Here is a 14282-nt window from a genome sequence, read left to right as displayed (position 1 = left end):
CGGATTCTACAACGCCGAGCCGGACACTCCGGCTTGCCCGGCGGCTTGCGTCACAGTACGCCGACCTGGTGCCAGGCGCCGGCGACCGCCTTGGCCTGCGGCTTGGTAGCGCCGTACAGTTTGCCGGCGGTGGCGACGGTCAGCTTCGCGAAGCTCTGGAAGCTTGCGTTCGATTTCAACTTCGGGTCCAGCAAGGTTTCGTACCAGATGCGCCCGGCTTTTTCCCAGGCATGGCCGCCGATTTTCTTTGCCGCGAGATAAAACGCGCGGTTGGGAATGCCGGAGTTGATGTGCACGCCACCGTTGTCCGACGCGGTGTTCACGTAGCCGCTCATGCTCGCCGGTTGCGGATCCTTGCCGAGCACCGGATCGTCATACGCGGTGCCGGGCGCTTTCATCGAGCGCAGCGCAACCCCTTTTACGCCCGGTGCCAACAGCCCGGCACCGATCAGCCAATCGGCGCTCGCGGCCGTCTGGTTTTTCTTGAATTGCTTGATCAGCGACCCGAACACATCGGATATGGACTCATTCAGCGCGCCCGATTGACCGGAATAGGCCAGCGCTGCGGTGTGCTCGGTCACGCCGTGGGTGAGTTCATGGCCGATCACGTCGAGCGAAATCGTGAAACGGTTGAAGAGCTTGATGTCGCCATCGCCGAATACCATCTGCTGGCTGTTCCAGAACGCGTTATCGTAGTTGCTGCCGTAATGCACGCTGGCGAAAAGCTGCATGCCCGCGTCGTCGATGGAATTGCGGTGGAAGTTGTTCAGATAGAAATCGAACGTGGCGCCGAGACCGTCATAGGCTTCGTTGACGCCGACATCGGCCGAAGGAGGCGAGCCTTCGGCGCGCACGACGGTCCCCGGAAGTTGCTGGAGGTGCTTGGCGTCGTAGATCGTGCGGTGCTTCGTCGGCGGCGAAACCGACAGCGGCGAAGCGATGCCTTGCTGGCCTTTCGCCGCGGCAGCGACCGTTGCCCGGAACTGTCTGAAGGAATGGTCCACAGACAGGACATCGACGGCTTGTGCGCGCTGCTTGGCCGTTCCGTGTTTGGAAATCGAGATCAGGATATGTGGCGGCAGGATGCAGAAGATGGAACCACGACCGCTCGTTTTGCCGGTAACGTTGCACATGAAACTCTCCTTGCTCATGAGGTGGAAGCGGGGACGAAAATTCCCGGTTGGCAAATCCTGCGGTGTCGCGGGAACGCCAAAAAAGAGCGCCTGCAGCGACGCGTGTCCTTGATTAACTCTTCTGTGTTTGCAAAGAAGGATTACAGCGCAGGCGCGATTCGCGATATCGCGCAGTCGGCCCGACGGGCGACGCCGACGTCTGCCGCTGGAATGCAGCTAGCGTTTCTTGCTATGCCGCGGGCCGGTGCGTGAGGCGCCCGGCGTGCTGGAATCGCCTTTCACATTGCGGCTGATGCGCAGGCGTTGCCCGGCGACCCAGACTTTCTTGAGGTGGTCCAGCAATTCCGGCGGCATGCCTTCGGGCAGATCGATCAGGCTGTGGTCGTCTTCGATGCTGATGCGGCCGATATGCTTGCTGTCGAGACCTGCCTCGTTGGCGATCGCACCGACGATATTGCCGGGCTTCACGCCGTGCGCATGACCGACTTCGACGCGGAAGGTTTCCATGCCGGCTTCCGTGGTGCGCGGAGCTGAGGCCTCGCGTGCCGACTCGTGGTGGCGCGGCGCAGACCGCTCGGCGCGCGGCTCGTGGGCGCTCGCATCGGTATGCGTTGATGACGGTCTAGCGTTGGCCGCGGGCGTCATGTCGCGGCGCGCTTCTTTTCTTCTGCCATCCGCGGAGGGCACGAAACGAGGCGAGTCCGTCGCCCGTTGCGTCCTGTCTGGAAAGGTTTTTCCTTCGTGCCTGGCGCGCTTGTCGAACGCACCGGGTTTGCCGGGCGCGCGCGCTTCGCGTTCGCCGAATGGCTTGCGCTGCGGCCGTTCCGCGCCGGGATAGACGTCGTTCTGCGCCTTCGCGTTGTCGAGCAGCAAGGGCTTGTCGCCCTGCGCGAGACGGGCGAGCGCTGCGGCGATTTCGATTGCCGGCACGTTGTGCTCGCGTTCGTATTGCTCGATCACATCGCGGAACACGGCGAGGCTGTCGGCGCCCAGCGCGGCAGCGATGCGATCCTTGAAGCGCGCGACGCGCCGCTCGTTGACGGTTTGCACCGACGGTAGCTGCATCGGCTCGATCGGCTGGCGCGTGGCGCGCTCGATTGCGCGCAACATATTGCGTTCGCGCGGAGTCACGAACAGGATCGCTTCGCCCTCGCGCCCGGCGCGGCCGGTGCGGCCGATGCGATGCACATACGACTCGGTGTCGTTGGGAATATCGAAATTGAGCACATGGCTGATGCGCTCGACGTCGAGGCCGCGCGCGGCGACGTCGGTGGCGACGAGGATATCGAGCTTGCCGTCCTTGAGTTGCGCGATCGCGCGTTCGCGCTGCGCCTGAATCAGGTCGCCGTTGATCGCGGCGGCGGAAAATCCGCGTGCCTGCAGCCGCTCGGCGAGTTCCTCGGTGCCCTGCTTGGTGCGCGCGAACACGATCATCGCGTCGAATGGCTCGGCTTCGAGAATGCGCGTCAAGGCATCGAGTTTCTGCATGCCGCTGACCAGCCAGTAACGCTGGCGGGTTTTCGCTACCGTTGTGGTTTTGCCCTTGATCGCGATTTCCACCGGATCGCGCAAATAGGTTTGCGCGATGCGTTTGATCGGCGCCGGCATCGTTGCCGAGAACAGGGCGATCTGGCGCTTCGGCGGCGTCTTCTTCAGCACCGTCTCGACATCGTCGATGAAGCCCATGCGCAGCATTTCGTCGGCTTCGTCGAGCACGAGGCAAGCGAGTTGCGACAGGTCGAGCGAGCCGCGTTCGAGATGATCGATGACGCGACCCGGCGTGCCGACCACGACGTGCACGCCGCGGCGCAGACCGCTGAGCTGCGGGCCATAGGCTTGGCCGCCGTAAATCGGCAGCACATGGAAGCCGGGCAGATGCGTGGCGTAACGCTGAAAGGCTTCGGCCACCTGGATCGCGAGTTCGCGCGTCGGCGCGAGGACCAGGGCCTGCGGTTTGCTTTTGGCCAGATCCAGGCGCTGCAGGATCGGCAGCGCAAACGCGGCGGTCTTGCCGGTACCGGTCTGCGCTTGGCCGAGCACGTCGCGGCCGGCCAGCAGATGCGGAATCGTCGCGGCCTGAATTGGCGAGGGCGTTTCGTAACCGACTTCGGTCAATACCTTGAGCAGTTCCGCACGCAGGGCGAGGTCGGCAAATGCAGCAATGGCGATCGGTGTGCCGGGCGACGGTGCGGACATATGGGGCTCAGTGGCATCGCTTCGCACGTGGCGAGGCGACGGATGGGGCGGGCCTGCATTATCCGCCTCCGCAGGGAGGCGCGATAGACGCCGCGCCGGTCAGGAGGCCGGATCGGGGACGAATTGCTGCGGAAACGGCTGCGGTTCGCGCGCGATCGGCCGCGGCACGAGGATGACGCCGCGCGCAACGAGATTGTTGTAGCTGTCGTACCAGATCGAGACCACTTCATTTGGCTGAGCGCTGGCGCGATCGAAATTTGTATACGTCACCTGCGAGACTTCGCGCGCGCCGTGCCCGGTGCCGAGCGATTCATCCTTTGATTCACGGTGTTGTTTGCTGTAGGCCAGCGCATCGGCGCGAGTCGCATTGCCGGCGGCTTGCGCGGGTTCGTCGCGCGCAGCGCCGGCCTGGGCCTCAGCCGATTCCGCAGGTGCCGACGCCGGTGCAGGCGCGCCCGCTGCGGACGACTTCGCGGCTGGCGCATAGCGATCGGCAAGCGGGGCGTCGGCGATCTTCCCTTCGCGCCAGAACAGCGGTTTCTCGCGAAACACCGCAACGCCAATCACGCCGACGTTGTTCGGCCGCCCTGTGCGCGCGGCATAGCTGTTGTCGAGCGCGGTGAAATTGAATTGCGCGACCTCGCTCATGTTTTTGCGCCAGCCGTTCACCTCGGTGCTCTGATACGCATCGAGGACATAGCCTGTTTGCTCGGGGTTGGCGGTTTCGCCGGAAATCGCATTCACGCCGTCGACCGACAACACCGCGAGCACGCGTGCGCCGACGCGGTTGGCGATGCGCACGCTGTAACGATGGCCGGGTGTGCCGGCGACATACAGTTTCCCTTCGCGTGCGTGCGTGGTCAGGCCGGTTCCGGTGTCGCGGTCGATCACGCTGATATCGACGAGGGCGCCCGCGTGCGCGGCCGGCGTGCAGGACAGAGCGGCAAGAGTGAGCAGGGACAGCAGGGTATTCATCGATCGCCTCCGTTGTGATTGGTGAACGATGCAACGGGGCCGCGGGCGCTGCGGGGTTAAGCCTCGCCGCCGCTCGCGATGAAAGACCCGACCATTTGCGGCCAATCTTGTCGCACGCATCTATTTCGGCATAAACTATGCGCATTCGTAATGCGCATTCGAGGTGTGCGATGGCGAAGATGAGCAATTCGGCAAAGAAAGCGACCAACGTCAGCATACGCAGCGATCTGCTCGCGGACGCGCGCGCATTGAACATCAATCTATCGCAAGAATTCGAAAAGCATCTTGCCGAAGTCGTGCGCAAGCACCGCGCCGAACAATGGCTGCGCGATAATCACGAGGCGATCGAGGCGTATAACCTGCACATCGAACGCGACGGCTTGTGGAATGACGAGTACCGGACGTTCTGATGCGCTTCGACGTCTATGCCAACGAGAATCAACTGACGCGCAAGAAGGTCCCTTTTCTTCTTGTGCTCCAGTCAGGCCTGCTCGACGGACTGGACACTACCGTTGTGGCCCCTCTGGGCAAACCTTCGGTCGTGGCCGGAAAATTGGTGCAGATGCTGACCCCGCTGCTCGATGTCGAAGGCGTCGGTTACGTGATGTATACGCCCGAACTCGCCGCCATCCCGAATGCGCGACTGAGAAAGCGTATCGCGAATATCGAATCGCAGCGTGACACGATCGTGCGCGCACTGGACTTTCTCTTCGACGGCATCTGAGCTGCATCTCTGGAAAACACAATGCAGAAAACCCGAATCCTGACCGGCATCACCACCACCGGCACGCCGCATCTGGGCAACTATGTCGGTGCGATCCGGCCCGCGATTGCCGCGAGCCGCGATGCGAACGCCGAATCGTTCTATTTTCTCGCCGACTACCACGCGCTGGTGAAATGCGACGATCCGGCGCGCGTGCAGCGCTCGACCCTGGAAATCGCCGCGAGCTGGCTGGCCTGCGGTCTGGATCCACAGAAAGTATACTTTTACCGGCAATCGGATATTCCGGAGATTCCCGAACTGACCTGGCTGCTCACCTGTGTCACTGCGAAAGGTCTGCTCAATCGTGCGCATGCCTACAAGGCGACCACGGATGCCAATCGCGAAAAGGGCGAGGATGCCGATGCGGGCATCACCGCGGGCCTGTACATGTACCCGGTGCTGATGGCCGCGGACATCCTGATCTTCAACGCACACAAGGTGCCGGTCGGGCGCGACCAGATCCAGCATATCGAGATGGCGCGTGATATCGGCCAGCGCTTCAATCATCTCTACAGCGGCGAGTATTTCACCTTGCCCGAAGCCGCGATCGAGGACAACGTCGCGACCCTGCCCGGCCTCGACGGGCGCAAGATGTCGAAAAGCTACAACAACGCGATTCCGCTGTGGCTGGACGCAAAGGACTTGCGCAAGGCGATCCTCGGCATCGTCACCAACTCACAAGCGCCGGGCGAGGCGAAGAATCCGGACGATTCGAATATCTTCAGCATCTATCGGGCTTTCGCGAGCGCGGAAGAAACCGCCGCGATGCGTCAGGCCTTCGTCGATGGCATCGGCTGGGGCGACGCGAAACAGAAACTGTTCGAGCGTATCGATGCGGAGCTTGCGCCGATGCGCGAGAAGTACACGGCGCTGATCGCGAAACCCGAACAAATCGAAGAAACCTTGAACGCGGGTGCTGCGCGCGCACACGTTTTGATAAAGGATTTCATCAAAGATCTGCGCGAAGCGGTCGGCCTGAAATCATTGTCGGTTGCGCCGTCGAGTCCCCTGACGGAGAACGATCAGCTATTCGCGCGCGCTTACAAAGCGGCCCTCGGAAGTGATGAAGTAATCCCGTTGGAAGTGAAAGGCCCCTGGCCAGACGGTGAAAAAATTGGTTTGACTATCAGTTACTCGCAACGAGGAACGTTCGTTGCGGAGGATTTCCCGTCCATGCCAGAAGCGGGGCGAGCGAAAAAAAAGTTGGAGAAAGGAATAGGACTGAAAGTCGATAGAACGCGCAATGAAGACGGTCTCTATGCACTGGAGCTTTACCTTGACGACAAAAAAATTGGGCGGGGTAACGCTTTCAGCGTTGCGTCAGATGCCGATGCAGAGGAAGCCAAATTTTGGCAGTCCGTGGAGATGAGGAAGGCTCAAAACGCAGAACTGGCGAGGAAAGACTAGTGTTGCCGGTGATTACGACCACGCATTTGCGTGCGGTCCGAACTGCGTGTGCTGCTTGTGAACGACGCAGAAGGGCTGACGAGTCGGTGTTTCCATCATTCAGGCAGACTGCGATTTCTTGCGCGCAGATTTTTTCGCGCGTGCATGCGTCGATTCAAGGCGGAAGCAGCCCGGCAGCAGCTCGCCGATCGTCGCGATGCGGATATCGCCGCGCAGATTGGTCATGATTACGCGCAGGCCCGCGCCGCCCTGTTCGAGCAGAACCTGCCGGCAGGCGCCGCAGGGTGCGACCGGCTCGGGCGTATCAGCGACGACGGCGATCGCGTGCAGCGGCTTGCTCGCCGCGCCCGTCGCGTGCGCGGAAAAAATCGCGGTGCGTTCGGCGCAGTTGGTCAGGCCATAGACGTCGGACTCGACATTGCAGCCGAGCACGATGCTGCCGCCGTAGCGCGCGGCAGCGCCGACCTTGAACTGCGAGTGCTGCACGTGGGCGCGCAGCCGTGCTTTTTTTGCCGCGTCGACCAGTTGCCGGTCGGCGCGCGTCAAGCGATCCTGCTTCATGGAAATAGTGCGATCACGGGGGTCGATCTGAATAGCCGGATTTGCGCCGCGCGTCAATTGGCGAGCGCGAGATCGCCGAGCAAGGCCTGCAGAAAACGCGCGGCCTCGCCGCCGGTGACCGCGCGATGATCGAACGAGAGCGAGATCGGCATCACCCGATGCGTCTCGATGCCGCCCATCACCGCAACGACGTCGTGGCTCAGCTTGCCGGCCGCGACGATCGCGACGCAGGGCGGCACCACGATCGGCGTCGCGTAGCGCCCGGCGAATACGCCGAAGTTGGACAGCGAAATGGTATAGCCGGCCAGTTCCTGCGGCGGGATGCTGCGATCGCGCACACTTTTGAGCAGATCGTCGAGCGCCGTGCGTAGATGTTTCGCATCCAGCACATCGGCGTTGCGCAGCGCCGGCACAAACAGGCCATCCGCGGTATCCACCGCGATGCCGATATCAACATGGGAATGCAGGGTGCGCGTCAACTGCTCGCCATCGAACCACGCGTTCAACGCGGGCACGGCCTTGCACGCGGCGACGATCGCACGCAACAGGCGCACGCTGATATCGTTGCCCGGTCGCCATGCCTGGATATCGGCATCGTCGAAGATGGTGGTCAACACGACTTTCGCGTGCGCATCGGCCATCACGCGCGCCATATTGCGGCGCACACCCTTGAGCTGGGCGGGTTCGCCGTATTCGCTGCCTTCTGCGGTCGTTGCATGGGGGCGCGTTGCGCTGGGCGCGGGCGAAGCCATGACTGCGGATGGGGGTGAAGCGGGTCGAGCGTCGCTGCCGCGGCGCGATGGTTCGGCTGAGCCGGCACGAGCGGTTGCCTGTGCTGGAGCTGCTTCTTCGCGGGTTGGGGCGCTTGCGCCGCGCTTCGCCGTACCTGCCGCCGCCGCGTCCTTGACGTCCTGCGCCGATACGACGCCATCCGCACGGCTCGGTATAATTCTGGATAAATCCACATTGAGCTTTTTCGCCAGCGCACGCACGGCGGGCACGGCCTTGACGCCGCCGACCGCGATGGCGGCCTCGCTGACCAGGCGATCGCTGGTCTGCATCGTACCGACGACGGTGCCGGCGTCGGGCTTGTCCGCTTCGCTGCGAACGGACGCGGGCGCAGGCGCTGCGGCGTGATGCCCGGTCTCCTCGGATTCGGCGCGCTGCGGTGCGCTGGCATCGATTTCGAAGTCGGCCAGCGCCGCGCCGGTGGCGATCACGTCGCCGTTCGCGCCATAGACTTTGAGCAGTTTGCCCGAGTACGGAGACGGCACCTCGACTATGGCCTTTGCCGTTTCCATCGACACCAGCGGCGCGTCGAGCTTGACCGCATCGCCGGGCTTGACCAGCCATTCGACGATGGTCGCGTCGGGCAGGCCTTCGCCAAGATCTGGCAGACGGAAGGTACGGGTTTCAGGAGGCGATGATTCGCTCATTCGATTGACGCCATCACAGATGCAGAACGATCAATGCGATCAAGGCCGGCAGGGCTTGGACGAAGAAAATTTTCCGGTTAACCGTCAGCCCGCCGTAGATGCCGGCGATGATCACGCAGGTGAGGAAGAAGATTGCCACGTGAAATCCGTGCGAACCGACCAGACTCCAGATCAGGCCGGCGGCGAGGAAGCCGTTGTACAAGCCCTGATTTGCGGCCAGCGTTTTCGACGCGGCGGCAAATTCTGGCGTCAGGTTGAACACCTTGCGTCCGAGCGGCTTGTCCCAGAAAAACATTTCCAGCGCAAGGAAATAAAAATGCAACAGGGCGACGAGGGCGATCAGGATTTGTGAAACCAGATGCATGATGTTTGCTCGATGCGTGTCAGCTTGCGGCCAGCGTGCGTTTTACCGCCGCGACGATGCGTGCGACGCTGGGCAGATAATTCATTTCCAGACGATACAACGGAATATGCGTGTCGTAACCGGTCACGCGTTCGACCGGCGCGACCAGATCGTACATCGCATGTTCGGCGAGGCGCGCGGCGATCTCGCCGCCGAAGCCGCCGGTGTGCGGCGCCTCGTGCACGATCACGCAGCGTTGCGTCTTCTTCACCGATTCATGGATCGTGTCGAAATCGAGCGGCTTGAGCGTGGCCACATCGATCACCTCGGCACTGATGCCTTCCTGCGCGAGCGCGTCGGCGGCCTCCAGCGTTTCCTTGACTTGCGCGCCCCAGGTCACCAGGGTCACATCGCTGCCGTCGCGCAGCACGAAGCAGACATCGAGCGGCAGGGCCTCACCGTCGTCGGCGACCTCTTCCTTGTGCTGGCGATAGATGCGTTTGGGTTCGAAGAAGATCACCGGATCGGGATCGCGAATCGCCGCGAGCAGCAAGCCATAGGCGCGTCCCGGCGACGATGGAAACACCACGCGCAGTCCGGGGACATTGGTGAACAAGGCCTCATTCGCCTCGGAATGATGCTCGGGCGCATGGATGCCGCCGCCCCAGGGCGCGCGGAACACCGCCGGACAACTCAGACGCCCGCGCGTGCGCGTGCGCATGCGCGCGGCGTGGCAGACGATCTGCTCGATCATCGCGTACATGAAGCCTTCGAACTGCGCCTCGGCGACCGGGCGCATGCCTTGCGCGGCGAGGCCGACCGCGAGGCCGGCGATCATCGCTTCGTCGAGCGGCGTGTCGATCACGCGGCTCGCGCCGAATTTCTGCTGCAGGCCGGCCGTTGCGCGGAACACGCCGCCGTTCGCGCCGACATCCTCGCCGAGCACGACCACCGACGGATCGCGCGCCATCTCGTGCGCGAGAGCCATGGTGACGCCTTCGATCAAGGTGATTTGCGGCATCGCCGGCTCAGGCCCTGCCCGCTGCGATGGCGAGTGCACGCGCGCGTTGGCGCTCCAGATCGAGCGGCAGTTCGGCGTAGGTGTAATCGAACATCGCGGTCAGCGGCTGCGCCTTGATTTCCAGATAGGCGTTCACTTCGGCGTCGGCGCGTGTCGCGCAATCGATCAGCAGTTCCTTTTCCTCGATCTCGCTCCAGGCGTTCAAGTCCATCAGATACGTGCGCAAGCGTTTGATCGGTTCCTGCTGCCAGGCTGCGGCGACTTCCTCTTCGCTGCGGTAGCGGCGCGCGTCGTCGGCGGTGGTGTGGTCGGACAGGCGATAGGTGATCGCTTCGATCAGGGTTGCGCCGTGGCCGTGGCGCGCGCGTTTGACTGCATGATCGAGCGCGGCACGCAGCGCGATCAGATCGTTGCCGTCCACCTGCAGGCTTTCGATGCCGGCGGCGATGCCTTTCTGCGCCAGCGTCTGTGCCCCGGTCTGCATTTTTCGCGGCGTCGAGATTGCGTACTGGTTGTTGACGATGAGCACGACCAGCGGCAGCGTCATTGCGCCGGCGACATTGATCGCGCCGTAGAAATCGGCTTTCGAGGTACCGCCGTCGCCGACCGTGGTCAGCGCGACGCGTGGCTCCTTGCGGATCTTGAACGCGAGCGCGGCACCGGCGCCATGCAGGGTCTGGGTCGCGATCGGCACGCTCCAGGCGAAATCGTGTGCCGGCCCGGAAAAATCGTTGCCGCGTTCGTCGCCGCCCCAGTACAGCAGGACTTCGCGCGGCTTCACGCCGCGATAGAACTGCGCGGCGTAGTCGCGATAGAACGGCACGAACACATCGTCCTCGGCCAGCGCCGATCCGGCCGCGGCATAGGCCGCCTCCATGCCCAGGCACGAAGCATACGTGCCGAGCTTGCCGGTGCGCTGCAGCGCGATCGCCTTGCCGTCGAACACGCGTACGAAGTTCATCAGCTTGTACAGCTCGACGAGCTGGCGGATATCGCGCGCGAACGCAGGCACGTCCTCGCGCGTGAGCTTGCCCGTCGCGTCGAGGTATTGCAGGTATTCGATTTCGAAGGTGGCGACGATGTTCACGCGGTTGTTGCAGGTTGTTCCGCGATGCGGGGGGTTGCTAAATAGCAGCCGACGCGTCTTCAATGCAAGGCCCGGTGCAACACGCACCGGGCCTGTTGTGCTGCGGTCGCAAGGCGTCCGCGTACTACGGCTTGCCGTGCGTAAACGTCACTTCCAGTGTGCAATCCGCGGTTATCGGCGCGGTGTAGATCTGCTTGCCGGTCAAGTCTGCACCGCGCAGCTATACTCATCATCACTGTTCCAACCCCGTCGTGTGTTGACCCCGTCCAGATTCTGCATACGAACCGTGACAGGTTCAACCGTGGTGGAGGTAAATTTTTTGTGAAGCCCTACGGATTCCACGTTCATGAGTGCTGAAGAAAATCGTCGCGAGCTGGAAGCCGGGATCGAGCTGGATCTGCGCGATCGCCTGAGCTACGGCGGCTATCTGCATCTGGATCGGCTGTTGTCCGCGCAGCAGCCGCTGTCGAATCCGCCGCATCACGACGAGATGCTGTTCATCATCCAGCATCAGGTCGCCGAGTTGTGGATGAAGCTCATCGTGCACGAGTTGCGTGCGGCGATTGCGCATCTGCAAATCGATGAGCTGGACCCGTGCTTGAAGATTCTCGCGCGGGTCAAACAGATCCAGCGCCAGTTGTTCGAGCAGTGGGCGGTACTCGAGACGCTGACGCCGAGCGAATATCTGGAATTCCGCCATGTGCTGGGGCCTTCGTCCGGATTCCAGTCGCTGCAATATCGTCTGGTCGAATTCCTGCTCGGCAACAAGAACGCGGACATGATCGCGGTGTTCGCGCACGCTCCGACGCAACAGGCCGAGCTGCGTGCGGCGCTCGACGCGCCGAGTCTGTACGACGAATTCCTGCGCTATCTCTCGCGCCACGGCCACGCCGTGCCACGCGCCTGTATCGAACGCGATTTCGCCCAGCCGCACCAGCGCAACGCCGAACTGGTCGGCGTGTTGCGCCAGATCTACGAGCAGCGCGAACGTTACTGGACCGACTACCACATGTGCGAGCAGCTGGTGGACGTCGAGGAGAGTTTCCAGCTCTGGCGCTTCCGGCATATGAAAACCGTCGAGCGCATTATCGGTTATCGGCGCGGTACGGGCGGTTCGTCCGGCGTGGGGTTCCTGAAAAAAGCGCTGGAGCTGACTTTTTTCCCCGAGTTGCTTGAAGTGCGCACGATTATCGGCACCTAGTCGGCACCTGGATCGGTCGCGGCGCCGGGGCGAACGTCCTTTTCCGCGCTGCATCACGCAATTCGTTTGACGCCGCCGTGCGAAGCAGTTACACCTTGCGTTTGGGGGCGCCATCCATCGGGCGCAACAATTCATCATCGCGCGCATGGGCCGCGCGACTTTTCCTGGAGCAGATCATGGCGGCAACCGACGCAGCGGCTACTGAAGCCACGGCCGTGCACAAGGAATTCCCCGAACTGCTTGGGCATCCGGCGCCGTTGTGGATGCTGTTCATGACCGAGTTCTGGGAGCGTTTCTCGTTCTACGGCATGCGTTGGGCGCTGACCCTGTACATCGTCGCGGAGTTTTTCCACGGCGATGCCGCGGGCGAAGGCTACGCCAATCGCACCTACGGCGCGTATCTCGCGCTCGTCTATGCAGCCGGACTGTTCGGCGGCTATATCGCCGATCGCCTGATCGGGCATCAACGCTCGATCCTGACCGGCGCGATCGTGATGGGCGCGGGTCTGTTCGTGATGATGGTGCCGAACCAGCAGATTTTCGTGATCGGTCTGGCCCTCGTGATCATCGGCAATGGTCTGTTCAAGCCGAATATCTCGACGATGGTCGGCGAGTTGTATGCGCAGGGCGATCGCCGCCGGGACGCGGGCTTCACGATTTTCTACATGGGCATCAACGCCGGCGCGCTGATATCGCCGATCGTGACCGACTGGCTGGCGAGCGTGATCACCGATACGCCGATGGTGCAGAACTACAAGGTCGTGTTCGCCGCGGCGGGCGTGGGCATGCTGATTTCGTATTTCTGGTTCTGGTTCGGCCGGCGCCAGCTGCAGGGCATCGGCGAGCCGCCGACCGACGCCAGCAGCTCACGCAGTCTGGGATTCGTCGCCATCTATCTCATCGTCGGCGTGCCGCTGGTGTATTACCTCATCGCGCAACTCGGCGCGACGGCGCTGGCCTGGGTCCTCGGCATACTTTTTATCGGCCTGGCCGCGATGCTGTTGATCGAGGGCATTCGCGAGGGTGCGGTCGCGCGCGACAAGGTGATCGCGATGCTGATCATCTTCACCTTCAACGTGTTGTTCTGGATGTTCTTCGAACAGGCCGGCAGTTCGTTCAATTTTCTGGCCGAGAAGATCGTGCATCGCGATTTCGGCAGCTGGGAGTTTCCGGTGGCCTGGTTCCAGTCGGTCAACTCGCTGGCGATCATCGGGCTCGCGCCGCTGCTCGCCTGGATCTGGGTGCGCATGGGCCAGCGCGACAAGGAGCCGTCGATTTCGCGCAAGTTCGGTCTGGGTCTGATCGGCAACGGCTTCGCATTCCTGCTGTTGATGTATGCGTTGACCTATCTCGTCGATGCCGGGCAGAAGATTCCGTTCTGGACCTTGTTCATGGTCTACGTGATCCAGTCCGTGGGCGAGCTATGCCTGTCGCCGATCGGCTTGTCGATGGTGACCAAGCTCGCGCCCCCGCGCTATGTCGCCTTCGCCATGGGCGGCTGGTTCCTCTCGGTCGCCAACGGCAACAATCTGTCGGGCATCTTCGCCGGCGAGATGAGCGGTGAAACCGGCATGACGACCACATCCGCGCTGAGCGGCTACACCTTCGGCTTCTGGTCGCTGATGGGCGCCGGCGTGCTGCTGTTCCTGATCGCGCCGCTGATCAACAAACTCATGCACGGAGTAAAGTGACCTCAGGATGAGGTCATCCCGTGCAGCACATGGATGTGCGATGACACGGGATCCAGTTTTCAGACCGCCATGAGGTCATCCCGTGCAGCACATGGATGTGCGACGACACGGGATCCAGTGACTTTCCTCGAACTCTACGGCGCGAGCCTTCGCCGCCCGTCGGCAGTATCATTGCGTCCATCCTGGCTGCGGAACTGCGGCCGAAAATGATTCGCGGAGTCGAGCATGAGCGCACAACCCCTTGCAACCGCCGCCGGTGTACAGCCCGAGCAGTTCGAGAACCCGATGGGTATCGACGGTTTCGAGTTCGTCGAATTCGCGTCGGCCGAGCCGGCCAAGCTGCACGAGCTGTTCCGCAAGATGGGTTTCGTCCAGGTCGCGCGGCACAAGACGCGGCCGATCTACAACTATCGGCAGAACGACGCCACGTTCCTGATCAACGAGGATCCCGATTCGTTCGCGGCCGAT

13 protein-coding genes and 1 pseudogene are annotated in these 14282 nt (G+C 62.5%); 6 read left to right on the top strand and 8 right to left on the bottom strand.

From position 1 onward, the window contains the following. Positions 1 to 50 precede the first annotated feature (50 nt). From VIE67_RS01445 to VIE67_RS01435, 3 genes are all read right to left on the bottom strand, one after another. Entirely contained in the window at positions 51 to 1133 is a 1083-nt protein-coding gene (locus VIE67_RS01445) for a M4 family metallopeptidase (protein ID WP_332022553.1), read from the bottom strand. Positions 1134 to 1349: 216 nt separating this feature from the next. Continuing rightward, a complete protein-coding gene (locus VIE67_RS01440; protein WP_332022551.1) occupies positions 1350 to 3329 on the bottom strand; it encodes a DEAD/DEAH box helicase in 1980 nt (659 codons plus the stop codon). Positions 3330 to 3428: 99 nt separating this feature from the next. After that, positions 3429 to 4304, bottom strand: a complete 876-nt coding sequence (locus tag VIE67_RS01435; RefSeq protein ID WP_332022549.1) for a hypothetical protein — start codon at positions 4302 to 4304, stop codon at positions 3429 to 3431. Positions 4305 to 4474: 170 nt separating this feature from the next. On the opposite strand from VIE67_RS01435, the gene VIE67_RS01430 reads away from it, so the two are divergent. The 3 genes from VIE67_RS01430 to VIE67_RS01420 are packed head-to-tail and all read left to right on the top strand — an operon-like array spanning position 4475 to position 6474. Beyond that, the gene (locus VIE67_RS01430) at positions 4475 to 4714 is read left to right on the top strand and encodes a type II toxin-antitoxin system CcdA family antitoxin (protein ID WP_332022547.1); all 240 of its coding nucleotides are present in this window, start codon (positions 4475 to 4477) and stop codon (positions 4712 to 4714) included. Next, positions 4714 to 5028 (top strand): CcdB family protein, encoded by a 315-nt coding sequence (locus VIE67_RS01425; RefSeq protein ID WP_332022545.1) that lies wholly within the window; start codon positions 4714 to 4716, stop codon positions 5026 to 5028. The genes VIE67_RS01430 and VIE67_RS01425 overlap by 1 nt, the downstream gene beginning before the upstream one ends. Positions 5029 to 5049: 21 nt before the next feature. Further along, positions 5050 to 6474, top strand: a complete 1425-nt coding sequence (locus VIE67_RS01420) for a tryptophan--tRNA ligase (RefSeq protein WP_414707241.1) — start codon at positions 5050 to 5052, stop codon at positions 6472 to 6474. A gap of 99 nt (positions 6475 to 6573) precedes the next feature. Here VIE67_RS01420 and VIE67_RS01415 read toward each other — a convergent pair whose 3' ends face one another. The 5 genes from VIE67_RS01415 to pdhA are packed head-to-tail and all read right to left on the bottom strand — an operon-like array spanning position 6574 to position 10922. Then, positions 6574 to 7035 carry a cytidine deaminase gene (locus tag VIE67_RS01415; RefSeq protein WP_332022543.1) on the bottom strand — a complete coding sequence of 154 codons (462 nt, stop codon included), beginning with the start codon at positions 7033 to 7035 and terminating at the stop codon, positions 6574 to 6576. Positions 7036 to 7088: 53 nt separating this feature from the next. Continuing rightward, complete coding sequence (locus tag VIE67_RS01410; RefSeq protein WP_332022541.1) at positions 7089 to 8471, bottom strand: dihydrolipoamide acetyltransferase family protein; 1383 nt, start codon at positions 8469 to 8471, stop codon at positions 7089 to 7091. Between the two features lie 13 nt (positions 8472 to 8484). Then, entirely contained in the window at positions 8485 to 8835 is a 351-nt protein-coding gene (locus VIE67_RS01405) for a DUF1304 domain-containing protein (RefSeq protein ID WP_343230735.1), read from the bottom strand. Between the two features lie 19 nt (positions 8836 to 8854). Beyond that, complete coding sequence (locus VIE67_RS01400) at positions 8855 to 9835, bottom strand: alpha-ketoacid dehydrogenase subunit beta (RefSeq protein WP_332022539.1); 981 nt, start codon at positions 9833 to 9835, stop codon at positions 8855 to 8857. Positions 9836 to 9842: 7 nt separating this feature from the next. Next, positions 9843 to 10922: a pyruvate dehydrogenase (acetyl-transferring) E1 component subunit alpha gene (pdhA, locus tag VIE67_RS01395; protein WP_332022537.1), complete on the bottom strand. Its 1080-nt coding sequence runs from the start codon at positions 10920 to 10922 to the stop codon at positions 9843 to 9845. Positions 10923 to 11268: 346 nt separating this feature from the next. Here pdhA and VIE67_RS01390 point away from each other — a divergent pair, with 346 nt between their 5' ends. The 3 genes and pseudogenes from VIE67_RS01390 to VIE67_RS01380 form a co-directional block, all read left to right on the top strand. Beyond that, positions 11269 to 12123 (top strand): tryptophan 2,3-dioxygenase, encoded by an 855-nt coding sequence (locus tag VIE67_RS01390; protein WP_332022535.1) that lies wholly within the window; start codon positions 11269 to 11271, stop codon positions 12121 to 12123. A 176-nt stretch (positions 12124 to 12299) separates the two neighbouring features. Further along, complete coding sequence (locus VIE67_RS01385) at positions 12300 to 13814, top strand: peptide MFS transporter (protein ID WP_332022533.1); 1515 nt, start codon at positions 12300 to 12302, stop codon at positions 13812 to 13814. A 225-nt stretch (positions 13815 to 14039) separates the two neighbouring features. After that, a pseudogene (locus VIE67_RS01380) lies at positions 14040 to 14282 on the top strand (4-hydroxyphenylpyruvate dioxygenase); the annotation flags it as partial.

This window comes from Rudaea sp., from assembly GCF_036560865.1.
Taxonomy (GTDB): Bacteria; Pseudomonadota; Gammaproteobacteria; order Xanthomonadales; family Rhodanobacteraceae; genus Rudaea.
Note: the sequence above shows the minus strand (reverse complement) of the source record. Positions and strands in the feature narration are given on the sequence as shown.